Origin of the sequence: Chitinophaga sp. CCNWYY40, from assembly GCF_037483205.1 — a bacterium.
Lineage (GTDB): Bacteria > Bacteroidota > Bacteroidia > Chitinophagales > Chitinophagaceae > Chitinophaga > Chitinophaga ginsengisegetis.
Map to the genome: position 1 here is coordinate 49,040 of NZ_JBBHLF010000006.1, position 24,619 is coordinate 73,658.

Genomic DNA, 24,619 nt, shown 5'->3' on the forward strand with positions numbered 1-24,619 from the left:
TATACTGATTAATTTGATTTTGTTTTTTTAGGTTTTTTATAAAGGATTAAGGGAGATAAAAGCAGATATCTGCTTTTATCTCCCTTAATTATTATTTAAAATCAAAAAGTTAAAACCAGCTAATCAGTATAATCAGCGTAATCCTGCTCCAAGACAATTTCCCCATCGCCGAAGGCGATCACTCCCCTAAAATGGTAAACTGGTCAGTAACCGGCGTGAGCGCAGCCAGCACCCTGTCAAAGAAGGCGGGACCTTCCTGGGCATACCAGGGCATGAAGTTCTCCTTACGTTCCTGTAAAGAACCTGCAGGGAATAATTTATTTTTAATCTGACGGATCTGATCTGTTTGCCACGCGAATTTTTTCTTCTCGGCACGCAGGAACTTATGTTCCAGCTTACCAATCGACTTCAGCGCTTTCTTTCTTTCAGAGGCTGTGGTAGCAATCAATGTTACATCAATGCTGCGGGCTTTTTCTTCCAGCGCATCAAACAACTGCTCAATGGCAGCATATTCATCTTTCAATACCAGCGACGCATTGGTGTGCCGCTTCACATAATCGTTTACAATATCTTCTGTTCCCTTGAAAAGATCAGTGGTAGTGAGTCCCAGCTTATGGATCCGCTGTTGCGAAAGTTCATCGGTCAGCAACAGGGAATTACGCAGCAGCAAAACAGGGAAAGGCACTTTGTAATGTGCGAAAAGTCCTTTCAATTCCAGCCAGTAGGCAATTTCTCCGCCACCACCAATAAATGCGATATTCGGCAGGATAGTTTCCTGGAACATTCCCCGTAAAATAACATTGGGACTGAAATTTTCAGGATGTGCTTCCAATGCTGCTTCCAGGGAAGCGGCGTTGAAAGTCAACGACGTGTGTAATACTTTCCACTGATCGCCGTCCTGAACAATACGCTCGCGCGAGCCATCCTGTAAATAAAAAAGATTTATTTCCCGTGGATTGGCCTGTACTTTATAATGTTCGCCCAGCTGCTCCAATGTATCACTTACAATAGTATGCGACGCCTGGTTAAACAATTCATCCTTTATAACGGGAAGGTATAAACGTTTTAATGCGGCGTTGTCCGGTACCAGTACTACCAGTCCGAAACGGCCGAATAACGCATGTACCAGGTACAGCGTGGCTTCCTGGATATTCGCGTGTTCCAGGTAAGCCTTTTGCAGTAGATCTATCAGTTCGTCGCTGTGAGGCGCATAACCCAGTCCCTTCTTCACTTCACCGATCAGCGCTTCCAGTCCATCCGGCTTCATACGCCCTACAGCTCCCTGCTGGTCTGTATTCCAGGTGAGGGTTTTCCCTTCCAGGTAGATGCTGCCCAGTTCTTCGAGGTCGGCATCTTCACTGCCCATATAATAAACCGGTACAAAATTATGTTGCGGGTATTGCTGTTTCAGTTCATGACAAAGCTTAATGGTTTGCAGGATCTTATAAGCGAAGTAGAGGTAGCCGGTGAAAATGTTCGGCTGATGCGCGGTGCACACCGTAAAGGTATTGGGCTGCAACAGGGCGGTAATATTGTCCTGTACTGCCTTTATGGGTTCCAGGGTAGTGTATTGCTGTTCCAGTGCGGCTACCAGTGCGGTTCTTGGTGTATCAAAATGTTGACGGGCGGCTATCGCGGCGGCAAAATCCGGATGTACAGGAGAATAGGTGTAAAATGGTCTGATCTGCGGACGTTCTGCTAAAAAATCTGTTACCAGCTGGTTAAAATAACCAGTTTTCCCATAAGGAATATATTCGGGCATATTGAGTTTCGAATTACAAATTACCAATTACAAAACGATGCAGTGCCAACACATCGAAATTTTTGAATGTACGAAGTTAGGTAATTAGTCAATTGGTTGATCAGATTATTGGTTGACCGGTAATCATTCCGGTACACCGGTTTCTTTGGCGCTTGTTTTGACAGCTATGTTGCAAACAACAGACGCCTTACAGCGGTGCTGTTGGAAAAATATATCATTATGAAGATTGCAATACTGGCGCCGATAGCCTGGCGTACACCTCCAAGGCACTACGGCCCCTGGGAACAGATGGCTTCCAACCTGGCAGAAGGACTGGTAGCCAAAGGAATGGACGTAACCCTTTTTGCTACGGCCGATTCGCTCACTTCAGGTATCCTGGCGGCCATTTGCGCCAAAGGGTATGAAGAAGACCGGGAGGCAGATGCCAAAGTAAACGAGTGTATGCATATCAGTTACCTGATGGAGCAGGCCAGGGATTTTGATATCATCCATAACCACTTTGATTTCCTTCCCCTCACCTATTCCAGGCTGATCAAAACGCCTGTAGTAACTACTATTCACGGGTTTTCTTCTCAGAAAATATTACCGGTGTACCAGCGGTATAATGATATAGGGAGATATGTGTCTATCAGTAATTCCGACCGCCATGCGTCGCTGAATTACGCGGCCACTGTGTATAATGGTATCCGCACGGAAGATTTTGCCTTTGAGCCCACGCCTGAAAACTACCTCTTATATTATGGCCGGATCCATCCTGACAAAGGCACTCATGATGCGGTGCAGATAGCCCTGCACTCCCGCCGCAAGCTGATCATAGCCGGGATCATACAGGATGAAGCGTATTTTAATGAGAAAGTAAAGCCTTATATAGATGATGAACAAATCATTTACATTGGCGCGGTAGGCGGAGAGGAACGCAGCATGCTGCTGGGCGAAGCCAGCGCACTGCTGCATCCTATCTATTTTGAAGAACCTTTTGGCCTGAGTGTGGCGGAGGCCATGCTTTGCGGCACGCCCGTTATCGCTTACAACCGCGGCTCCATGCCGGAGCTGATCCATGACCGTAAAACGGGTTTCCTTGTAAATAATTTACACGAAGCCGCTGCCTGTGTGGAAGATCTCTCGCTGATTAACCGGCAGGATTGCCACCTGCACGCAAAAAATAATTTCAGCGCGGAAACAATGACGGAGAAGTATATCGCAGTATATAACCAATTGTAAAAGGCCGGGCTACACGCCGTCTTCCTTGATCTGCGTCAGCAGTTTTTCCAGGTTGACGGTGGCGAAGCCGGAGGCATAATCCGACAGGCCATAAGGAATAATCAGTTCATCGTTATGGATAATAGATCCGCAGGAGTACAATACATTAGGAACATATCCTTCCCTTTCGTCTTTATTGGGCATGAGCAGGGGCTCGCGTAAGCGGCCTATTTCCTTTTCAGGATTTTCCAGGTCCAGCAGGCTGGCGCCGATGCAATAGGTACGCATAGGACCTACGCCGTGGGTGATCACCAGCCAGCCGTCCGGCGTTTCAATGGGCGAGCCGCAGTTGCCCACCTGTACAAATTCCCAGGCATACTTGGGCACATGAAGGATCTGCGGGTTTTCCCATATATTGATTTTATCGGAGTACATAATATACCCGTTGATGCCATCAATGCGGGAGATCATCGCATATTTGCCGTTGATCTTACGGGGGAAAAGCGCCAGGTTTTTATTCTGTGCGCCTTCTCCGTAGAGCGGCATGATCTTGAAATTATAGAAGTCTTTTGTTTGCAGCAGCTTGGGCTGGATCGTAATCCCATCATAGGCCGTGTAAGTGGCATAATAGGTAACATTCCCGTTTTCGCTGGTATATTTTACAAAACGGGCATCTTCAATGCCCCTGCTTTCTGCATCTGAATAAGGAAAAACTACCCGGTCGGACAGGTCGGTATCCAGTGAGAAGTTCAGCTCATAGTACGAGTCTGCCAGCCATAGTACCCTTTCCAGTCCTTTTTTAAGGAGATGATCTACCTGGAACCGTTGTTGCATTTCCCGGATCACCTTTTTAAGCACGAGGTATTCAAACTGGTCCGGCAGGGAGTTTTGTATTTCGCGCATTACAGAATCCGGCAGCCGGATGGATGCCGCATTCTGAAAAAACGTTTGTTTATGGTACATAGAATTGCGGATAATCTCCGCTTCATCTACATAATTACCGGGTGCTATCAGGGAAATTTCATTGTTCTTATCAATGATACCGGATCTGAAGGCAATGGAAGATACGTGTCCTTCCCCTACTGCGCGGAAGCTCATGATCACGCGCTTTTGTCCTTCTTCCAGCCCGCTCTGGTCCACATCTTCCACGAGGGAAGGATTGAAGAACGCGGCTGATTCGATGGAGTATTCGTTGGTGAAATAAGAACCGGTGAGCAATTTACGTTTGAGCGAGAGTCCTTCGTAGTCGATCTGCAAACCGGGAAACAAATGTCTCAGCCGGTCTGCATGTCGTTCAAATATCCTTGTGATGTTCCGGTGACGCCGGGAAAACTCTCTTAGTATAGGCATGACCGTTAGCTCCACCTCAGCGTCGTTCATTGCTGCTACCAGTTGAATGATAGACTTGGCCCGGGCCTCTCCGTTGAAAAAAAACCTGGCTACTACCCTCTTCAGGTCAGGATAAATTTTTGTACTCTTCCGCTCTATGGACAATCGCATGGTTATCTTGTTTGTTAAATACTGAATCCGTCTTCCAGGACCACTCCCTTTTTAACAACAACAATGCCGTCTTTTACCGTATATTTCTCAAAGTCCCCATCAGCTAAGTGTTTTCCGCCATTTATATGTACGCCGTTTCCGATGCGGCAGTTTTTATCGATGATAGCATTACTGATCACACAGTTCTCCCCGATTCCCATTAACGGCCGTCCTTCTGCGCGTGATTTTTCTATTTCATCCAGCGTCTGGTAGTAGTCGCTCCCCATGATATAGGCATTGCTGATTTCGCTGCCTTTACCGATGCGGGTACGGATGCCTACCACTACTCTTTCCAGCTTGTCTGCCATAATAATACAACCGTCGGCTATCATTGTTTTCTCCATGTGGCCGGAAATTTTTGTAGGCGGCAACATGCGGGCGCGGGAGTAGATGGTTTGGGATTCATCAAAGAGATTAAATAAGGGGATTTCATCGGTGAGACCGATATTGGCTTCAAAGAAAGACTGGATGTTCCCGATATCTGTCCAGTAGCCTTCATATTGATAACTGAAGATCCTGCGTTTGTTTTCAATGGCCTGCGGGATGAGCTGCTTACCAAAATCGGCGGCTTCCGGTTGTGCATTGAGCATATCGAACAGTACCTGCCGGCTGAAAATATAAATGCCCATGCTGGCGAGGTATATGCGGCCTTCCCGCTGCATTTCCTCGCTTACTTCCGACGCCCATGGTGGAAGAACGGCCTGGGATGGCTTTTCTGTAAAAGACACAATAGCGCCGTTTTCATCTTCCTTTAAAATACCAAAATCAGAAGCATCCCTCGCGCTTACGGGAATAGTTGCAATAGATATTTCCGCACCCGTGTCGATATGATGTTTGATCATCTTTTTAAAATCCATCTGGTACAACTGGTCACCGGATAAGATGAGGATATACTCAAACTCAAAATTCTCCATGTGATGAAGGCATTGCCTCACGGCATCGGCCGTTCCCTGGTACCAGGTGGGATTATCGGGGGTTTGCTCCGCTGCCAGGATATCTACAAAACCCTTATCAAAATTGCTGAAGTGATAAGTGTTTTTAATATGCTTGTTCAGGGAGGCGGAATTGAACTGCGTTAATACAAAGATGCGGTTCAGTTCTGCATTCAAACAATTGGAGATAGGAATATCCACCAGTCTGTATTTACCTGCCAGGGGCACCGCTGGTTTTGAGCGGCGACGGGTAAGCGGATACAGGCGGGTGCCGGCCCCTCCTCCGAGAATAATGGATATTACATCGTTAGTCATAATGGGAATTGGTTTTAGAAGGTCATCACTCAATTATTCTTTACTATTTCATACTCTTGTACATTTCCAGGTACCGTTGCGCCGAACTGTCCCAGGAATTATCAATGTTCATGCCTCTTAATCGTACTTCGTCCAGGTGTTTGGAATCGCGGTACAATTCGATGGCCCGTTTTACGGAGTAACAAACATCCCAAACGCTGGCCTGGTTAAAGCGGATGCCTACGCCATCCTTGTCTCCGAAGTCAATGACCGTGTCTTTCAGTCCGCCGGTACTGCGTACCACGGGAACTGTTCCATAACGTAATGCGTACATCTGGTTGAGGCCGCAGGGTTCCACCCGGGACGGCATCAGCAGAAAATCGCTGCCGGCATATATCTGATGTGATAATGATTCGTCGTAGCCAATGTGTACATTGAAGCCGTAACTCACTACTGCACGGGTTTGCTGCAATGACCATTCAATATGTGGGTCGCCGCTCCCCAGTACGAGGAAATTCACCTCTCCGGCTAATTCATGCAGGGATCTGCCAATTATTTCCGGCAGCAGGTCGGCGCCTTTGTCGCCCACCAGGCGGCCAATGAAGGATATCAGCGGCAGGGAGGCATCCAGTCCGAAGCGTTCGCACAGGTGCTGCTTGTTGGTTTGTTTGCCTGCAGTGATGGTATCCTCATCATAATTAAGCGGCAACATCCGGTCGGTGGCCGGGTCCCATACCACATTGTCGATGCCATTCAGGATACCCACCATTTTCGCTCTCTCCTGGTTGATGAGCGCTTCCAGGCCATTGGCATTATAATATAACTCCTCCAGGTAACCCGGCGAAACGGTAGTTACCCGCCAGGCGCACTTGATAGCAGAAGCCAGTGGGTTAATAGCCCCGCCCCAGTCCAGCATACCGGACTTCCACAAATCGAAAGACGGGATGAGGTATAGTTTGTCCCAGCCAAACTGGCCCTGGTACTGCGCATTATGAATGGTGAGCGCTGTGGGAATACTTTTCAGCCGCTCATATTTATACCCGTAGTTCAGCAGGAAAGGGATTAACCCGGTATGATGATCATGGCAATGGATCACGTCCGGCTGATGTTGCCATTCGTTGATCCAGTCCAGCACAGCCACCTGGAAGGCCAGGAACCGTTCTGTATCGTTAGGATAGCCATAAACGCCGGGGGTATCGAGCAAACCGGGGATATCTACCAGGTACAGGTCGAAACCCAGCTCATTGCTGCGTTCCTTTATAACGTTAAAGTGGTACCAGTTGTGTCCCAGCCACATGCCGGCCTGGTGTACCACGTCGAATTCGTGGGTGTGGTAATATTTATTCCTGTAGGCGGGTATCACTACTTTGGCAAAGTTGCCAAGCTGGTGCTGGTATTTGGGCAATGCCCCCACCACATCACCTAGTCCACCTACTTTGGCTACCGGGTAACATTCCGCGCTGATGTGTAAAATCTCCATGCTGGTTAGTTGATAATCCTTATTAAGTTAAACTGGAAAAATAAGAAAACAAAGACTTCCCCACGATTTTTTATGATTATTATGAATATCCCCGCCGGCGGGGATAGGAGCCGTTACGATAGTTTATATTTGTAACAGCAAATTGTTATGTGTCTCACCTCTAAATGCTGAATGCTCATGGATTTTGGTCGCGTTCCTACTGATATGCTGATGGACATTGATTTTAAGTTGCCCGCAGAACCTGTTTTTAATAAGAAGGTATTGAAAGGCAAACCCTTGAAAAAGCCGCAGGCCTGGCTGGGATGCGCCAAATGGGGACGAAAGGAATGGATCGGGAAAATATATCCCAAAGGCACGAAAGAGGCCAATTTCCTCGGCGAATATGTAAACCACTTCAACAGCATTGAGCTGAATGCCACCCATTACCAGATCTATGGCCCCGAAACCATTTCCAAATGGGACGCCAACGCACAGGGAATGGACTTTAAGTTCTGCCCCAAAGTACCACAGGCGATCAGTCATTTCAGCAACCTGGTAAGCTCCGGGCCTAAAACCACCGCCTTCCTGGAAGGAGTGCTGGCCTTTGGCAAACACCTGGGTCCCATCTTTTTACAATTGAGTGATAAATATGGTCCCGCCAAACGGGAATACCTATACGAATACCTCGCCTCCCTGCCCACCGACCTGCAGTTTTTTGTGGAATTACGCCATAAAGAATGGTTTGAAGATGAAGCCGTGCGGCTGGAATTGTACGAAAAGCTCAACAAACTCAATGTGGGCCTCATTATTACCGACACTGCCGGCAGAAGGGATGTAGCGCATATGCACCTCACCATCCCAAAAGTATTTATCCGGTTTGTGGGCAACAGCCTGCATCCAACAGATTATACCCGGATCGACGACTGGGCCAACCGCATCAAATATTGGCTGGACAACGGTTTGAAAGAGGTTTATTTTTTTATGCATATGCACGATGAAGCCACCTCCCCGGAGCTGGCCGTATACCTGGTAGACAAGCTGGAAGCCGTTTGCGGGATAGACGTAAAAAAGCCCCAATTTGTAAAAGAATAGCGGTTTTTTTTACGAATACATTACAAGGGATGAAAAAGACGGACTGAAATATTAATTTCGCCCTCTCAAAACAGGTTTTTACCATGATGCGCGACAAGCTAGAGCAATTAGCCGGGAAACTGGAAGGCATGCTTTATACAGATGATACCATGCGGACACTTTATGCCACCGACGCGTCGGCATACCGTGAAATGCCGCTGGCAGTAGCTATTCCGCAGCATATCGACGATCTTAAGACACTGATCAGTTTTGCGCGTGAAAATAAAACATCCCTCATACCACGTACAGCCGGTACTTCGCTGGCCGGCCAGGTTGTGGGCAACGGGATCATTACCGATGTTTCCCGCACTTTCACCAACATACTGGAATTTAATAAAGAAGAAGGATGGGTACGCGTACAGCCGGGCGTTATCCGCGATGAGCTGAACATGTTCCTCAAACCGCACGGATTTTATTTTGGCCCGGAAACCTCCACCGCCAACCGTGCCATGATAGGCGGTATGGTAGGCAACAACTCCTGCGGCTCCAATTCCGTAGTATACGGCAGCACCCGCGAACACCTGCTGGAAGTAAAAGCCCTCCTGAGCAACGGAGAAGAAGTAACCTTTGGCAGCATGGACGCAGAAAGCTTCCACCGGAAATGCGAAGGTCCCGATACCCTGGAAACCCGGATCTATAAACAAATCCGTACCAGTCTTAGTAACTACAGCTACCAGGAAGAAATCCGGAAGGAATTCCCGAAAAAAAGCATTCCCCGCCGCAATACCGGCTACGCGGTAGATATGCTGCTGGAAACAAACCCCTTCACCGCCGGTACGGAAGACTTTAACTTCTGTAAACTCATTGCCGGTTCTGAAGGTACCCTGGCTTTTCTCACAGAAATAAAACTGCATGTAGACCCGCTTCCTCCAAAGGAAACAGGTTTGCTCTGCATACATTTTAATAATATAGATGAATCCCTGCGGGCCAACATCCTCGTGATGGAATACAAACCCAGCGCCAGTGAACTCATCGACCACTACATCCTGGAATGTACAAAGGATAACATCGAACAAAGCAAGAACCGCTTCTTTGTGCAAGGCGATCCCGGCGCTATCCTGGTGGTGGAGTTTTGCCGCAATACACGGGAAGAGATCATCGAAATTACCGGGCGGCTGGAAGCCACGCTGCGGGCGGCTGGACTGGGATACCATTTCCCCCTGTTATTCGGCGACGACAGTAAAAAGATCTGGGCGCTGCGTAAAGCAGGTCTGGGTTTGCTCAGCAACCTCCCCGGCGATGAAAAGGCTGTACCTGTGATTGAAGATACCGCTGTTGCCGTGGAAGACCTCCCCGACTTTATCCGGGACTTCAACGATATACTGGCGAAATACAAATTATACGCCGTGCACTATGCACATGCCGGTAGTGGTGAAATCCACCTCCGTCCTATCATCAACCTGAAAACGGAAGAAGGAAATTTACTGTTCCGTAAAATCGCAGAAGAAATTGCCACCCTCGTAAAAAAATACCACGGCTCCCTCAGTGGGGAACATGGCGACGGCAGGCTCAGAGGCGAGTTTATTAAACAGATGGTGGGCGACAAAAACTATGAACTGCTCCGTCAGATCAAGTATACCTGGGACCCTGAAAATATTTTCAACCCCAACAAGATCGTAGACACACCATCCATGAACACGATGCTGCGCTACGAACCCGGACAAAAAGCACCGGAACTGAAAACCATTTTTCATTTCCCGGATCAAACCATGCTGCAACACGCAGAGCAATGCAATGGCTCCGGCGACTGCCGCAAAACGCAACTCAGCGGCGGCACCATGTGCCCCAGCTACATGGCTACCCGCAATGAAAAGGATACCACCCGCGCCAGGGCCAACATTCTCCGCGAGTTCCTCACCAACAGCACCAAAGAAAACCGCTTCGACCATAAAGAAATTTATGACGTGCTGGATCTTTGCCTGGCCTGTAAAGGCTGCAAGTCCGAATGCCCTTCCAACGTGGATATGGCCAAGCTGAAAATGGAGTTCCTGCAGCATTACCATGATGCCAACGGCGTGCCGCTGCGTGCCAATATGATCGGCAACTTCTCCAAACTATCCGGACTGGCAGCTATTGCGCCCGGCGTTTATAATGCGATGATCAATAACTCCTTCACCGGTGGGATCATCCGTCAATTCGCCGGCTTTGCCGCCAAACGCTCCCTGCCCGGCCTGCATAACATTACCTTACGGAAATGGTTCTACGAAAAATGGCCGAAGGAAAAACAGGGCGCTGCCGGTAATAAAAAAGTATATCTTTTCTGTGACGAGTTCACTAACTATAACGATACAACTATCGGTATCAAAGCAGTACAACTCCTGCACCGATTGGGTTACGACGTACAAATGATTGAACACCCGGAAAGTGCCCGCGCCTATATGTCGAAAGGATTATTGCGCAAAGCACGCGAATATGCCGACCGCAATGTTCGTATATTCAGCAACGTTATTAACGAGAATGTGCCTTTACTCGGCGTAGAACCTTCTGCCATATTGAGTTTCCGCGATGAATACCCCGACCTTGTGAGTGAAGGGCTTCGCGCACAGGCAAAAGCGCTGGCAAAAAATGTATTCCTGATAGATGAATTTATTGCCGCGGAAGCAGACAAAGGACATATCACCGCTCAACAGTTTACCGCCGACAAACAACATATCAAACTCCATGGACATTGCCAGCAGAAGGCATTATCATCTGCCCTGCACAGCAAAAAAATGCTTTCCCTGCCACAGAATTATTCCGTAGAAGTAATTCCTTCCGGTTGCTGCGGTATGGCCGGTTCCTTTGGTTACGAAAAAGAACACTACGACCTGAGTATGCAAATTGGTGAAATGGTATTATTCCCCGCAGTGCGCAATGCGGCGCAGGGAACGATTATAGCCGCGCCGGGTACCAGTTGCCGTCACCAGGTGAAGGATGGTACCGGCGTGAAAGCGTTGCACCCGGTGGAGATATTGTATAACAGTTTGGCATAGGGAATCTATACCGTTCCCAGGTAGAGCTTTGTTTCATAATGAAACTTCACCATGCCCTGCTCCTTGTATTTCCCGAACAGGTCTTCCAGCGCGCGCATCATGGGCGTATACGACGGGTGGCCCTGTTCGGGGACATAGGAAGAGGAGAGCAATCTTCCTTTAAGCGCAGCAAAATCGAATAGCTGCGCATTCTGAAATACTTTTTCCTGCATGGTACCGGGCTGAAAAAAGCCAGCTAACTGTGACGCCCCAACGTTTCTGTGCTGCATATCTTTATAATCCGTGCCGTATTGGTGCAGAAGTTTTTCGTAGCCTTTTTCAAATGGCAGCTCCGACTGGCGTACATTCCACATCAGCACTACCTTTGCATTTTCGCGGCCTATTCGGCGGAACTCTGCAGCAGTAGCCTGCTGATCGAACCAGTGAAAGGCGGTGCCGGCCACTATCAGGTCCACAGAGGCATCCGGGAGGGTGGTATGTTCAGCGCTGCCGTTAACGGCAATGAAGTTCGGATACCGGTTCAGCAGCTTTTCGGCGGCCTCTCTCATATCCTTATTGGGTTCCACTGCATATACTTTGTTGCCATTGTCAAGGAATGGCTGGGCGGAAATACCGGTGCCTGCTCCTATATCTGCCACAATAGTGTGGCGTGTCAGGCCGGTTTCGGCTTCGAGATAAGGAATAACGGCCACAGGATAATGTGGCCGGTATTTGATATAGTTATCTACGCGGGTGCTGAAGCGTTCTGTATTTTTCATCGTAATGAAGTTAGGGTTATTCTCCTAATCCTTTTGGCTTTTTCTCTTCATTACCGTGCGCTTCGAGGTCGGCCAGTTTCTTTTTACCATAAGACAGTTTAGTGATGAGTACATACAAAACCGGTACAGTAAAGATTCCCAATAAAGTAGCGGCAAGCATACCTCCCACTACGGTGAAGCCTATATTAACGCGGGAAGCGGCGCCGGCGCCCTTTGCCAGGCACAATGGCATCACCCCTAATATGAAGGCGAAGGAAGTCATGAGGATAGGACGCAAACGTAGTTTTACGGCCTCCAGTGTGGCATCCAGCAGCGGCATCCCCCTGTCCACGCGCTCTTTACAAAACTCCACGATCAGGATGGCATTTTTCGCCGCCAAACCGATCAGGGTGATCAAACCAATCTGGGAATAAACGCTATTGGATTGTTTCGTTAACGACAGCGCCAGGATGGACCCGAACAATGCGATCGGTACGGCGAGCAATACAGAGAACGGAACAGACCAGCTCTCGTACAGGGCTGTGAGCAGCAGGAATACAAACAGGATCGATAATCCAAAGATGAGTGTACTACTATTACCGGCTTCAATTTCCTGCAGGGATACGTTGGCCCATTCGAAGGAGAAGTTTTCCGGCAGCACCTGTGCGGCCACTTCTTTCAGTGCATTGATGGCGTCACCACTACTGTAGCCGGGTTTACTGTCGCCGTTGATTTCAACAGAGCGGTACAGGTTAAAGTGGTTGATTACCGGGGCGCCGGAAGCTTTTTTGGTGGTGATCAGTGCGCTGAGCGGCACCATCTGCCCGGTAGCATTGCGGACATAATACGTGTTCAGGTTATTGATGCTGGTACGGTAAGTAGAATCTGCCTGCAGTACCACGCGGAAGCTCCGGCTGAATTTGGTGAAGTCATTTACATACAGTCCTCCGAGGAAAGTTTGCAATGCGTTGAATACATCGCTGACGGCTACACCGAGTTGCTTACATTTATCGCGGTCTACCTCCACGTTGAATTGCGGGGTATTGGCGCTGAAGAAAGCGTATGCCCGCGCTATTTCCGGCCGCTGGTTGGCGGCCATCAGGAACTGCCCCATTACCTGGAGGAACTGGTTGATATCAGGATTGCTCCGTTGCTCCAGCATAAAGGAGAACCCACCTGTATTACCTAATCCACGGAGCGTGGGTGAAGGAATACAGATGATATTGGCGCCAACGATACGACTGGTCGCCATTTGAATTCTTCCTAAAACCGTCCCCATATTATCTCCGTGTTTATACCGCTCATCCCAGGGCCGGAGGCTCACGAAAAAGGTGCCGGAGTTGGGCTTGGTGGCATTTGCCACGAAGTTGATCCCTGTTATACCAAAGAAGTGCAGTACTGCACTGTCTTTCAGCAGAATATCACTGATCTGCGCCACTACTTCCTTTGTCCGCTGGGAAGAAGATGCTTCCGGCAGTTCCAGTGCTATGAACATGGCGCCCATATCTTCCTGGGGTACAAAGGTGGTGGGCGTTTTCTTAAAGAGATAGAATGCGGCCACGAACAGTACCGCCATAATCACCAGTACTGCCGGCGTTTTACGGATACTGAACATCACGCCTTTACCATATCGGTTGGTAACTCTTGCAAACCATTCATTGAATTTGAAGAAGATCTTATTCAGTCCTGTTGATTTCTGGGTAAGGTGCGCGGGCCTTAAAAGGATCGCAGTGAGTGCAGGCGTTAACGTTAGTGCCAGGAACGCCGACAACAATACTGAAAAGGCAATGGTTAAGGCAAACTGCTGGTACAACCGTCCGCTTACACCGGGAATAAAGGCTACTGGTACAAACACCGCTGCCAGGATGAGGGCGATGGCAATTACCGGCCCCTGTACTTCCGACATGGCTTTGAAAGTGGCTTCCCGCGGCGTCATCAGGTTCGCATCAATATGATGCTGCACGGCTTCCACCACCACAATGGCATCATCCACCACAATACCGATGGCCAGTACGAAACCAAACAGGGTGAGGGTATTGATGGAAAATCCCAGCAGCTGGAAAAATATAAAGGTTCCTATCAGTGAAATCGGGATTACCAGGATGGGGATAATGGTTGCCCGCCAGTTCTGCAGGAATACAAATACCACGATCACCACCAGTATCAGAGCTTCCACAAAGGTTTCTATTACTTCTTCGATAGAGATTTTTACGAAAGAGGTAGATTCAAACGGCACCAGCCATTTCACATCTTCCGGGAAGCGTTTCGACATCTCCTCCAGTTTGGCTATTACCAGGTCGTTTACATCCAGTGCGTTGGCGCCGGGCGCCAGGTAAATGGCCATACCGCTACCGGTTTTACCATCTGCTTTTGCTTCGATGGCGTAGGTAAAGGAGCCGAGGTCTATCCGGGCCACATCGCGGAGGCGAACGAGGCTTCCATTCTGGCTGGTGGCCACTACTACGTTGCCGAATTCTTCGGTGGTGGCCAAACGGCCTTTTACGCTTACGGTATATTCAAAAGCCTGTGTACTGCGCATAGGCGCCGCGCCCACACTACCGGCTGGTACCTGCTGGTTCTGTTCCGTGATGGCCCGGGCAATGTCGCCGGCGGTTAATCCAAGGGCGGCCATTTTATCCGGGTTCAGCCAGATACGCATACTATAATCCTGTGAAAACGCATTTACGTCGCCCACGCCGGACACACGGGCCAGTTCCGGTTTCAGGTAAATGTTCATGTAGTTATCGAGGAATTCGCGCGAGTGTTTTCCTTTGGGAGAGTTCAGCGCAATTACCATCAACATATCATTGGAACGTTTCTTAACGGTTACCCCTACACGACGTACTTCATCGGGCGTACTTGGCAGCGCCAGGCTCACACGGTTTTGTACATCCAGGGTAGCGATATCCGGGTTGGTACCCAGTTTAAAGCTCACGGTAATACTCATGGAGCCATCGTTTGCACTTACTGATTGTATGTACATGGCGCCGGGTGTACCATTCACCTGGTTTTCTATGGGGGTGGTCACTGTTTCCTCTACCGTTGTGGAGTTGGCTCCCACGTAGTTGGCCCTTACATCCGTTACCGGCGGTGCAATGTCCGGCAGCTGTGCAATAGGGAGGTTAAACATACAGATGAGCCCTACAATCACAATAATGATAGCAATTACGATCGTAGTATTCTTGCGCTCTATAAATGTTTTTGAGATCATACTGTGATGGTGATTTAGGATTTATTGTTTTGCCCCTGCTCCTGCTCCGGCGATATTTACGGTATCTCCGGGTTTCACCCGCTGGATGCCTTCCACCACGATCCTGTCGCCGGCTTTCAGTCCGCTGGTAACCAGCTGCATGGTATCTGTAACCGGGCCGGGAACAATATCCTGGGCGCCAACTACATTGTCTTTTGAAATTGTATATACGCTTGTTTCCGATAAATTCTGGATAATGGCTTTCGCCGGAATAGCCAGCTGTGTGGCGGGAGTGCCGTATTGCATCACAATCACGATACTCATACCTGACTTCAGCATATTATCCTTGTTTTCAAAAACAAGTCGTACCCTTACGGTACCGGTTTGCGGATCTACAATATTATTGATGGTTAACACTTTACCGGTTTCGCCGTAGCGGGTGCCATCGCCAAACTGGATATAGAATTTTTCATCGCCGCCCTGGCCTTTCTGGATGCGCAGGAATTCCGGCAGGCGGGCCTGTGGAATATCCATATCTGCAAACATGGGGTGTTCATTTACGATGGTGTTGATGAGGGTTTGCCCGGCATTGATCACGTCTCCTACTTTTATCTGGGCGATACCAATTTTACCGGTTACAGGCGCCCGCACCACGGCATGGCTTACATCGGTGCCGGCCCTTGTCACGGAAGCTTTTGCAGCCGCCACATTGGCCTGGGCGGTTAGCATGGCGGTGTAAGCCTGATCTACCGTTTGTTTGGAAATGGCGTCGTGGTCCAGGAGGGATTTATATCTTTCGTAGTCGCGTTGCCGTTGTGCCAGTTCGGCTTCCGCCTGTTGCTGGGTGGCGGCTACCTGCCCGTAGGCGGCGGCATAGCGGCTTCTGTCAATATCATACAGGGGTTGGCCCTTCGTTACGTTGCTGCCGTCGGCCACCCGGATGGCTTCCAGGTAACCGGAAACATCCGGCTTTAGCTGCACGATATCGTGGGCCATCAGGGTAGCAGGGAATTTCTCCGACACGGTATATACGGCCGGTACTACTTCTGCGGCTACTACGGTTGGCTTCATCTTCCCCATCATAGCGGCCTGTTGCTGTTGCTTTTTGCTGTTGCCACAGGCTACACAGAGTATCATTCCTGCCACATAAAAGGTCCGCTTGTAATTTATTAGATACATATGAGAAATTAATTGCGAATTACGAATGCTGATACTTATTTAATTTTGCCCATAGCTTTATCCAGGTCTGTTTTGCTGATCAGGGTGTTTAACAGGGCCTGCACATAATCTACCTGCGCCTGTTTCAGTTCACTTTCTGCTGAAATCACATCAAGACTGCTCGCCACTCCCTGTTCAAATTTGAGCACAATACGGTCATAAATGCCCTGGGTCAATCCCATATTTGTTTTCTGGGTCACGAACCGCGACTTGTTATTAAGATATTGTGTATTAGCGTTGGTCACTTCCAGTTTGATCTGCTGCGACAGGTAACTGAGGTCGTTTTCTGATTTCTCCAGCGTAATTTTATTCTGCCTGATCTGGTGTAGTCTTTCGGTACCGGTAAAAATGGGCCATGCCAGGGTTAGTCCCAGTGCGGAGGCGCCGAAACCGGTTTTATACAGATCCCCGAAATTTGCGGAGAAGTAGTTCCAGCCGTAATTCACAAAACCATTTAAAGATGGCAGGTAGGCCATCTTCTTACTTTTCAGGTTCAGTTGATTCAGGGCAATCTGGGTAGTTTGTATCCCGTATTCTACCCGGTCCTGCACCTGGTAATCAACGGTATCAGCAATAAACGATTCCACGTTGAGGTCCTGTACGGATTCTGTGAGGTCCAGTTTTGCTTCCTGGGGCATGCCCATCTGGAATTTTAATAACTGGGTAGTATATACGAGTAAACGGATCTGGGTTTCGATATCGGTTACTACATTATTATAGGACACCTGGATCCTGTCCACATCCACTCTTTCCGCCACTCCTACATCGTAGCGGGCTTTGGTGTCTTTCAGGGTTTTCTCCAGCTGTTCCATATTGGCTTTGGAGAGACGGATATTTTCTTCGTTGGCCAGCACGGCGTAATAGGCTTTGGTAATGGCCACGCGGGTATCAATTTCTGTTCTTTTATAGGTTCTTTCTGCCAGGCCGCCATATACTTTTGCGGCTTTCAGTCCGAGGAAGTAGTCGCTGTTGAAGATGGTCTGGTTTACCTGCCCGGTTACGGAGGAGGCGTAGCGGGTTCCGAATTGTACGGGGATTCTTACGCCGGAAGTCGGATTAGTCAGATCGGGTATTAAAGACGTGGCCAGTTTCAGGTTATCGGTAAAGCTGGCGTTGACATCTGCGTGGGGAAGCAGTTTTCCGGTAGCTTCCTTGATCTGTTCCCGGGAGAAATTGATATCCAGCCGGGCATTTACGACATCGTTCTGATGGGCCAGGCCGTACTGTATGCAATTCGCCAGATTAAAAGCAAAGGGTCCCTGTTGCGCCGTATCTGTTTGCCCGTAAGCTCTTGTTATCCCTGAAAGTAAAACAAAGGTGAATAGAAAAAGACGACAATGCATACGTATTACTTTGAAAGTATATGATGATTGATAAATACTTAACAACAAACAGGTAAAAAGGTTCTGTTGGGGAGCCGGCTATTATACGGTCTCCGGAAAACGGGCAGAATGCCTAATAACTGCCAGCTAAAAGCTATTTTCGTATCTTTCGGAAAAGTTATTGTTAACTATGTCTATGTCTGTCATAAAAGAACCCAAACCGTTTCATCGTGAGTTTGAGCTGGAGCGATTGATGTTTTTCAGTGATGCGGTGTTTGCCATTGCTATTACATTACTGATCATCGGAATAAAACTGCCTGCCCTTCCGGGGAAAATGCCTGCCAACGGCTATTGGGATTTTTTTGAACCTACCGCTATTGAATTTTTAACATTCGTGGTAAGTTTTGTCTTTATCGGGAACTTCTGGGTACGGCATCTTCAATTATGCCGGTTTCTCCAAAATTACAATGAAGGATTGATTCACCGGCATCTTTTCTTTTTATTTTTTATTGTGACGTTTCCTTTTTCTACTTCTGCGTTGCTGCATACCAGTTCTCATTTTATGCTGCCTTTCTTTATCTACCTCTGTAACCTGGCGGGTTGCCTGGCAGCCTTGTTCTGGATCAGCTATTATGTATTCCAGAAAAATCCGGACCTGGCCATTGCCGGTCATCATACCGAAAAAGAACTATTATACCAGCGGTTCAAATACGGCTTTCTCACTATGGCAACGGGTTTCACCTGCATAGCCATGACCTATTTCCTGTACCCGGAGAATACAGCGTACCAGCGTATCAGTTATATGCTGATCCCTGCGCTGGCTTTGTTTAATTATTTCCGTTTAAAGATAAAGAAACGCAATACGCTCCGCCTGGTACACAAAATGGGGGCAAACAACTGAAAAAGCAGCCTATGTTAGAACTGGACAAAAAGGAAGCGCAGATAGTACAACGGGCTATTCAGTCGTGGCAGCGTGACCGCCTCATCAACGATGAGCAGGCCGGCGAGCTGCAGAAAAGCTATAAAGTGGTGAACACCGACTGGCAAACCCTTACACTCTATATTTTTATTGCGGCCATATCCTGCGCGCTGATGGCTTTCGGATCGCTGGTGCTGGATGAAAAGTGGATAGAGATTATCCGGAAGAAGTTTTCGCTGACCGACAGTGTAATTGCCCTGGTATTTGGTGCGCTCACTGTTTTTCTTTGTTACGAAGGATGGCGCCGTAATAAACATCAACCGGTGTTTTCGTTTAACCGGGAACTTTTCTGGCTGCTGCCTGTTCTTAGTATAGGCGTGAGCGTGGTTTACCTGGGCAAAAGTGTGAACTACCTGGAAGGCAATTATGGCGCCTTCTGGTTGCTGGCTACCGCCTGCTACGGCGTGCTGGGCATTACGCTTCACTCCCGGCTGTTATGGGTTGCCACCCTGCTTTGCCTGATCCCGGCTTATGTAAAGCTCACCTATTTCCTTACCGGAGACGCGGCTTATTTCCTGGGCATGAATCTCCCCTGCCGCATGGCCCTGCTGGGAGTGCTGCTCACCGGTGTGGCCTGGCTCCTGCGTCAGTTCAAAGTATATGCGCCCATCAAAGATATTACCTGGAGCGGGGGCTGGCTACTGTTGCTGATTTCCGGCTGGCTGATCTCTATTTTTGGTAACTGTGGTACCTGGGACGAATGGCAGCAATTACGGCAGGTTCACTTATTGCAATGGGTGATCATTTACACCGTGCTGTGTGCCGGCGTATTCCTGCTGGGGCTGCGGTTAAAAGACGACCTGCTGCGCGACCTGGGTGTTGCCTTCCTGCTGCTGGACCTGTATACCCGCTATTTTGAATATCTCTGGGATTTCACCAATAAGGGACTCTTCTTTGGCATCCTGGCGCTGTCGTTCTGGTGGGTAGGACGGCTCATTGAAAAGCGGATGAAACAGGGAAATGAACGGAAATAAAAAAGGCCTGCGGCGGTATGCTTCTTTCTAAAAAACAAGCGCCGCAGGCGCTCTTCTACGCTGCTACCACATCTCCTACGGCCATACCATAGCGGCCGGTATCTTTCACACTCCAGTCGTAATTGCCTGTAATCCAGGACCGGAGTACAGACACGTACCTTAACAATTCATAATCGGTTTCAACACCTTTCAGTGGAAGCAGTTTTTCCAGGGTAACAAAAATGGCTACTTCTTCATTATGCATGCGGGTGGCTTCATTAATAGCCTCCTGGAGACTGCATTGCCGCGCATGTTGCAGCACCAGCACGAGGTTATGCACATCGCCCTGCCTGGCTTCTTTCGTGCAGGAAAACAGGTCGTTGGCCCAGCAAACAATATTGTTGCAGGCCTGGATCATGCGCTGTATCAGGGGCTGTTCTATTATTTCCCGGCTGAGATACACTTTCTCGATAATCTCTATGGCTTCAATATCCGCCAGGAGGGCGCCTGTAAAGGGCCGCATATGTACATAATCAGCCACGGAGGGAACAATACCCGCCTCGCGGTTTTCGGCTTCCCAGATACAGGATGTGAAATAATCGTCCATACTACGGATAAAGCGCAGGCGCCAGGCCGGGCTGCCGATGGCGCGCATACGTTCCCATATGCTGCTCAGGGCTGCCGCCAGCGGGCCGCCGCTTTCCAGCGTCACCTGGCGGTTATGACGCATGATATCCATTAACCCGGACATCATGCTTTTGAGGTAATCGGCTTTGCGCCCCGTAGCAGCTTCATCGCACTGATCATCAAGGATAAACAGCCAGGTGTTAAAATCCGCGATGATGCAAAGCTCGTGCAAAGCCGCATCAGGAAAGGCCCTGGCTGCCAGCCAGGCGAAACGGGCTTTCTCAAAGCGCCGCCAAGCAAGCTCGGAGGTGATCAGACCATAAGTTTGTACCCAGGAAGCAATGTGTTGCTGGGCTTCATCTGCGTGTTGGTTAACGCCGGAAGGGAATGGATAACTGACAGTTGGCATTTGGATGGTTGTCATGTGTCTTTTGGTTTAATAGTTAACTATGGTGGGTAATAAAAATGACGTTGGCATTACCGGGAGGGAATCCCGGAAAGGTGCAAAGGAGCGGGCACAGGTAAACATCCGCTACTTAAAAGCAGAAAACAAGGCAGATAGGTGTGTATAATCTCTTAAATTAAAACAACCCGGTTAACAGTAAAAAAACTGGCATAGTAAAATAAAAATTTAATTAAACAGCGCTGACCGGCGTACCGAGATATTGCAGTACCAATGGTAGTGCGCGATGGAACCAGATGGTAAACGCAGCCGGTTCTTTTTCCATTAATTCAAGTATTTCGCCGGGTGACAGATAGCGGTAATCACACACCTCGGAGGCTTCGGGAAATATGCTGCCATTATAGGTACCCAGCAATACATGATCAAATTCATGTTCGGTTAACCCGTTATCAAAACCGGTTCTGTAAGTAAAAGAAAAAATCTCCTGCAGGTCACAATCGAATCCCATTTCTTCTTTTAAACGCCGGTGCGCTGCTGACGCAGTATCTTCCCCTGGATAAGGGTGGCTGCAACAGGCGTTGGTCCATAGCCCGGCAGAATGATATTTCTCCAGCGCCCTGCGCTGCAATAAAATCTCGCCTGCATCATTGATGATAAATACAGAAAAAGCGCGATGGAGCAACCCTTTCTCGTGGGCTTCCATCTTCTCCATCGTTCCAATAGCCTCATCCTGTTCGTTCACTAATATTACATCCGGTGATTTCATAGACTGTCAAAGATATTTTAATTACGCTTCCGGCAGATGAAAATAGGACAAAGAAGCAAAAAACTATACTTAAACAAATAATAATTGGTTGAGTGGTTAACAGCAATACTTTAACGGTTACTTAGATAAATATAATATAAATTTTCCGGACTTTTGCAATATTAACAACCACGAAAATGGCAGAAGACTTACAAATCATCAAAGGAAATAAAGCGGAGCAGTACACTTCCCTTCTTCCCCAGATCAAAGGATTACTGGAAGGGGAAACCGACCTGGTGGCCAATATGGCCAATGTGGCCGCTGCGCTGAAAGAGCAGTTTGGATGGCTCTGGGTAGGCTTTTACCTGGTGAAAGAAGATGAACTGGTGCTTGGTCCTTTTCAGGGTCCGGTAGCGTGTACCCGTATCCGTAAGAACAGGGGTGTTTGCGGCAGCAGCTGGGCACAGGCCCGTACGCTTATTGTGCCGGACGTGGAAGCCTTCCCCGGACACATCGCCTGCAGCAGCTTATCAAAATCTGAGATAGTGGTACCGATAATCCGCAATGGCGAAGTAACGGCCATACTGGATGTGGATAGTGAACATCTTTCTCATTTTGATGTTACTGATCAGCAATACCTGGAAGAAATTGTGGCACTGATTGTGTGATAACAAAGCGGATTTTTGTATAATCGCTTTATTGAGGAACCATTATTATGCTTTTTTTCAGAAAAAAAAATACCGAAACAGTACCACCTGCAGATCTGCTGGCATTTATGACGACAGATATCCACTCGCATCTTGTACCGGGTGTGGATGATGGCGTACCTGACGTGGCTACGTCTTTACATTTTATTGAACAACTGCAGGCAATGGGGATCCGGAAAATTATTACCACCCCACACATCATGATGGACCGATACCCCAATTCCGCCGGCACCTTAACCGATCCATATCAGCAGGTACAACAGGAGCTGCTCCGGAAAAACAGCCCGCTTCCTTTTCACTTTGCTGCAGAATACTATCTTGATGAACAGTTTGTGCCATTGATGCAGCAACCGCTGCTTACCATCTCCGGGAATATGGTACTGGTGGAAATTTCGTTTATGTCGGCCCCGCCACAACTGGCGCAATGGCTGTTTGATATACAGGCGGCCGGCTATCAGCCGGTACTGGCCCACCCCGAGAGATATGGCTATTACCACGCTAACATACCGCAGTACGAACAATTGAAACAACAGGGCTGCCTGTTGCAGCTTAACCTGTTGTCGCTCACCGGTTACTATGGAAAACATGTACAACAGGCGGCTGAAAAACTCATGGCTGCCGGCTTACTGGACCTGATCGGCACCGACCTTCATCACGAGAAGCACCTGCGCGCCATTGCCGGCATTGCCAAAAACACGAAGCTCCGCAAAACACTAGAAGCCTATCCATTCGGCAACGCCGCACTATAATCAGCGGATCAGCATCACCGAACCGGTTTGCTTTCTCGCCTGCTGCTTACTATCAGTATACAAAAGCACCCATACATAAGCGGCAGTTGGTAACATCTTTCCTTTGAAGAGGCCGTCCCACGCGCCATCCGGACTGTTGGTACTGAATACCGTTTGTCCCCAGCGGGTATACACTTCCAGCTTGTAATCATGTACATCGTCGTGTACTTTTGCCCGGAACAGGTCATTTTGCCCGTCGCCGTTGGGAGAGAATGCAGTGGGTACGAAAACGGCGCATTCACGGACATTGCGGATTATATCCGCGCTGCCATCAACTTCACAACTGTGTGCATCCTTCACTTTGAAATGAAACGTGCCCGCGTCTAACCCCGACCAGCTGCTATCTCCCTGCCAGTGGCCATTATCCAGGCTATATGCATAAGGAGGCGTACCTCCTGTGATATCCAGCATGATCTTTCCATCCATTGTGGTAGTGCAGCTCACATCTTTTTTACGCACTCCTGCAATGCTCACCGGCGAAGGCTCCACCACTTCAATACGATCCAATTGCTCAGCACAATTTTCTTCATCCTTCACCAGCACACTATAATTGCCCGGCGACAGTTTTGGGAAAGAAGGCGTATAGGTACCGCTGGTACTGCCGTTGAAATAATAACGATAGGGCGGCGTACCGCCATCAGTTTCCAGTGCGATGGTATTATCGTTATCGCCATAACACGGCGAAGGCGTTACGGTCACTTTACTTTTCACTTCTTTTCCAATAATCGTGGCGCGTTTTGTTACGCTCACGCCATTGGGATGTGTTACCGTTACCTCGTAATCGCCGGGCGCCAGCCCGGTGATGCGTGAAGTGGTTTCCCCGCCCGGGCTCCAGCGGATTGTACAATTGCTGGTAACACCAGTAATGCTCACGCTTGCCTCACCGGTGCGTTCTCCTTTACAGGTATGTTTCAGCGTGAGGGAAAGCTGCGGCGTTTCCAGCAGTGCAGCAGAAATATTATCTATCAACAGTGCAGAACCATAAATACTTTTATCGCAGGGAATGGCCGGATCGGCCATGAAAGTGATAAACTTATAGTTGCGGGTGGGATGAAAAACAAAAGTATAGCGCTTCCAGTTGGTATGAAAGAAAGCGCCGGTACTTGCCAGTCTTTCCGCCGTATCGCTGGGGGCATTGCCGCCATACACTGTAAGGTTTGCGTAACAGGCCAGGAATGCGTATTCAGGAGCATAGGCGAGATCCATTGATACCGTATAACTTTTACCGCCAATAAGCGGCACCTCCTGGCTAATGGATTCCAGCCATGCAGGACCGCTGTGCAGTCCTATATAAGTTGCTCCATCCGAAGCGGGTTGTGTGATATTGAGAGTGCCCGGTTGTATATCAGGCGTATTTCTTCCTCTCCAGGAAGGGGGCACTTTACCCTGCCCCGGGGTTCCTTCCAGGGAAGGATTTTTCAGTAGAATATTCTGCGCGGTAAGGGGATGCAAGGCGCTCATAGTACAGAACAATACTGCTGCAAGGTGTTTACATACACCGTACATAATATCGGAATATTTTAACAGCAGTGGTTTCATAGTTAGTATGTTTTTGAGGATGTCTTTCTCAGGATTAGACTGATTATATTGATTACGCTGATTTTAATTTTTTTGTGAGAATTTTATTTTTTCTACTACGCTTTCAAAAAGATAAAATCAGC

At 48.6% G+C, this 24,619-nt stretch carries 18 protein-coding genes; 7 read left to right on the top strand and 11 right to left on the bottom strand.

The window, feature by feature from the left end:
* Window positions 1-178: 178 nt before the first annotated feature.
* Window positions 179-1,762, bottom strand: a complete 1,584-nt coding sequence (bshC, locus tag V7S65_RS22970; protein ID WP_336387929.1) for a bacillithiol biosynthesis cysteine-adding enzyme BshC — start codon at window positions 1,760-1,762, stop codon at window positions 179-181.
* A 219-nt stretch (window positions 1,763-1,981) separates the two neighbouring features.
* On the opposite strand from bshC, the gene V7S65_RS22975 reads away from it, so the two are divergent.
* On the top strand, window positions 1,982-2,983 hold the full coding sequence (locus V7S65_RS22975) for a glycosyltransferase family 4 protein (RefSeq protein ID WP_336387930.1): 1,002 nt from the start codon (window positions 1,982-1,984) through the stop codon (window positions 2,981-2,983).
* Between the two features lie 9 nt (window positions 2,984-2,992).
* On the opposite strand, the gene V7S65_RS22980 is transcribed toward V7S65_RS22975, so the two are convergent.
* Genes V7S65_RS22980 through V7S65_RS22990 form a run of 3 tightly spaced genes read right to left on the bottom strand, consistent with a single transcriptional unit; the run spans window position 2,993 to window position 7,207 of the window.
* Window positions 2,993-4,462, bottom strand: coding sequence for a glycoside hydrolase family 130 protein (locus V7S65_RS22980; protein ID WP_079472828.1), 1,470 nt, complete (start codon window positions 4,460-4,462; stop codon window positions 2,993-2,995).
* Window positions 4,463-4,476: 14 nt separating this feature from the next.
* Window positions 4,477-5,748: a glucose-1-phosphate adenylyltransferase gene (locus tag V7S65_RS22985; RefSeq protein WP_111579668.1), complete on the bottom strand. Its 1,272-nt coding sequence runs from the start codon at window positions 5,746-5,748 to the stop codon at window positions 4,477-4,479.
* Window positions 5,749-5,791: 43 nt separating this feature from the next.
* A complete protein-coding gene (locus V7S65_RS22990; RefSeq protein ID WP_079472826.1) occupies window positions 5,792-7,207 on the bottom strand; it encodes a glycogen synthase in 1,416 nt (471 codons plus the stop codon).
* A gap of 177 nt (window positions 7,208-7,384) precedes the next feature.
* Between V7S65_RS22990 and V7S65_RS22995 the strand changes: the two genes are divergently transcribed.
* Window positions 7,385-8,278 (top strand): DUF72 domain-containing protein, encoded by an 894-nt coding sequence (locus V7S65_RS22995; RefSeq protein ID WP_336387931.1) that lies wholly within the window; start codon window positions 7,385-7,387, stop codon window positions 8,276-8,278.
* Between the two features lie 86 nt (window positions 8,279-8,364).
* Window positions 8,365-11,289, top strand: coding sequence for an FAD-binding and (Fe-S)-binding domain-containing protein (locus V7S65_RS23000; protein WP_336387932.1), 2,925 nt, complete (start codon window positions 8,365-8,367; stop codon window positions 11,287-11,289).
* A 5-nt stretch (window positions 11,290-11,294) separates the two neighbouring features.
* Here V7S65_RS23000 and V7S65_RS23005 read toward each other — a convergent pair whose 3' ends face one another.
* Genes V7S65_RS23005 through V7S65_RS23020 form a run of 4 tightly spaced genes read right to left on the bottom strand, consistent with a single transcriptional unit; the run spans window position 11,295 to window position 17,777 of the window.
* Complete coding sequence (locus V7S65_RS23005) at window positions 11,295-12,047, bottom strand: class I SAM-dependent methyltransferase (RefSeq protein WP_079472824.1); 753 nt, start codon at window positions 12,045-12,047, stop codon at window positions 11,295-11,297.
* A 16-nt stretch (window positions 12,048-12,063) separates the two neighbouring features.
* Window positions 12,064-15,237 carry an efflux RND transporter permease subunit gene (locus V7S65_RS23010; RefSeq protein WP_079472823.1) on the bottom strand — a complete coding sequence of 1,058 codons (3,174 nt, stop codon included), beginning with the start codon at window positions 15,235-15,237 and terminating at the stop codon, window positions 12,064-12,066.
* 21 nt (window positions 15,238-15,258) lie between these two features.
* Complete coding sequence (locus tag V7S65_RS23015; RefSeq protein WP_079472822.1) at window positions 15,259-16,395, bottom strand: efflux RND transporter periplasmic adaptor subunit; 1,137 nt, start codon at window positions 16,393-16,395, stop codon at window positions 15,259-15,261.
* A gap of 35 nt (window positions 16,396-16,430) precedes the next feature.
* Window positions 16,431-17,777, bottom strand: coding sequence for a TolC family protein (locus tag V7S65_RS23020; protein ID WP_079472821.1), 1,347 nt, complete (start codon window positions 17,775-17,777; stop codon window positions 16,431-16,433).
* Between the two features lie 175 nt (window positions 17,778-17,952).
* Between V7S65_RS23020 and V7S65_RS23025 the strand changes: the two genes are divergently transcribed.
* Both V7S65_RS23025 and V7S65_RS23030 read left to right on the top strand, forming a co-directional pair.
* Window positions 17,953-18,657: a TMEM175 family protein gene (locus V7S65_RS23025; protein WP_159454455.1), complete on the top strand. Its 705-nt coding sequence runs from the start codon at window positions 17,953-17,955 to the stop codon at window positions 18,655-18,657.
* A gap of 11 nt (window positions 18,658-18,668) precedes the next feature.
* Complete coding sequence (locus V7S65_RS23030; RefSeq protein ID WP_336387933.1) at window positions 18,669-19,709, top strand: hypothetical protein; 1,041 nt, start codon at window positions 18,669-18,671, stop codon at window positions 19,707-19,709.
* Between the two features lie 55 nt (window positions 19,710-19,764).
* On the opposite strand, the gene V7S65_RS23035 is transcribed toward V7S65_RS23030, so the two are convergent.
* Both V7S65_RS23035 and idi read right to left on the bottom strand, forming a co-directional pair.
* Window positions 19,765-20,739, bottom strand: coding sequence for a terpene synthase family protein (locus V7S65_RS23035; RefSeq protein WP_336387934.1), 975 nt, complete (start codon window positions 20,737-20,739; stop codon window positions 19,765-19,767).
* A 211-nt stretch (window positions 20,740-20,950) separates the two neighbouring features.
* The gene (gene idi, locus V7S65_RS23040) at window positions 20,951-21,484 is read right to left on the bottom strand and encodes an isopentenyl-diphosphate Delta-isomerase (protein ID WP_079472817.1); all 534 of its coding nucleotides are present in this window, start codon (window positions 21,482-21,484) and stop codon (window positions 20,951-20,953) included.
* A gap of 176 nt (window positions 21,485-21,660) precedes the next feature.
* Between idi and V7S65_RS23045 the strand changes: the two genes are divergently transcribed.
* Both V7S65_RS23045 and V7S65_RS23050 read left to right on the top strand, forming a co-directional pair.
* Complete coding sequence (locus V7S65_RS23045) at window positions 21,661-22,131, top strand: GAF domain-containing protein (protein ID WP_111579664.1); 471 nt, start codon at window positions 21,661-21,663, stop codon at window positions 22,129-22,131.
* 47 nt (window positions 22,132-22,178) lie between these two features.
* The gene (locus V7S65_RS23050) at window positions 22,179-22,919 is read left to right on the top strand and encodes a tyrosine-protein phosphatase (RefSeq protein WP_079472815.1); all 741 of its coding nucleotides are present in this window, start codon (window positions 22,179-22,181) and stop codon (window positions 22,917-22,919) included.
* On the opposite strand, the gene V7S65_RS23055 is transcribed toward V7S65_RS23050, so the two are convergent.
* The gene (locus V7S65_RS23055; RefSeq protein ID WP_336387935.1) at window positions 22,920-24,497 is read right to left on the bottom strand and encodes a T9SS type B sorting domain-containing protein; all 1,578 of its coding nucleotides are present in this window, start codon (window positions 24,495-24,497) and stop codon (window positions 22,920-22,922) included. It lies immediately after the preceding gene.
* Window positions 24,498-24,619: the final 122 nt, after the last annotated feature.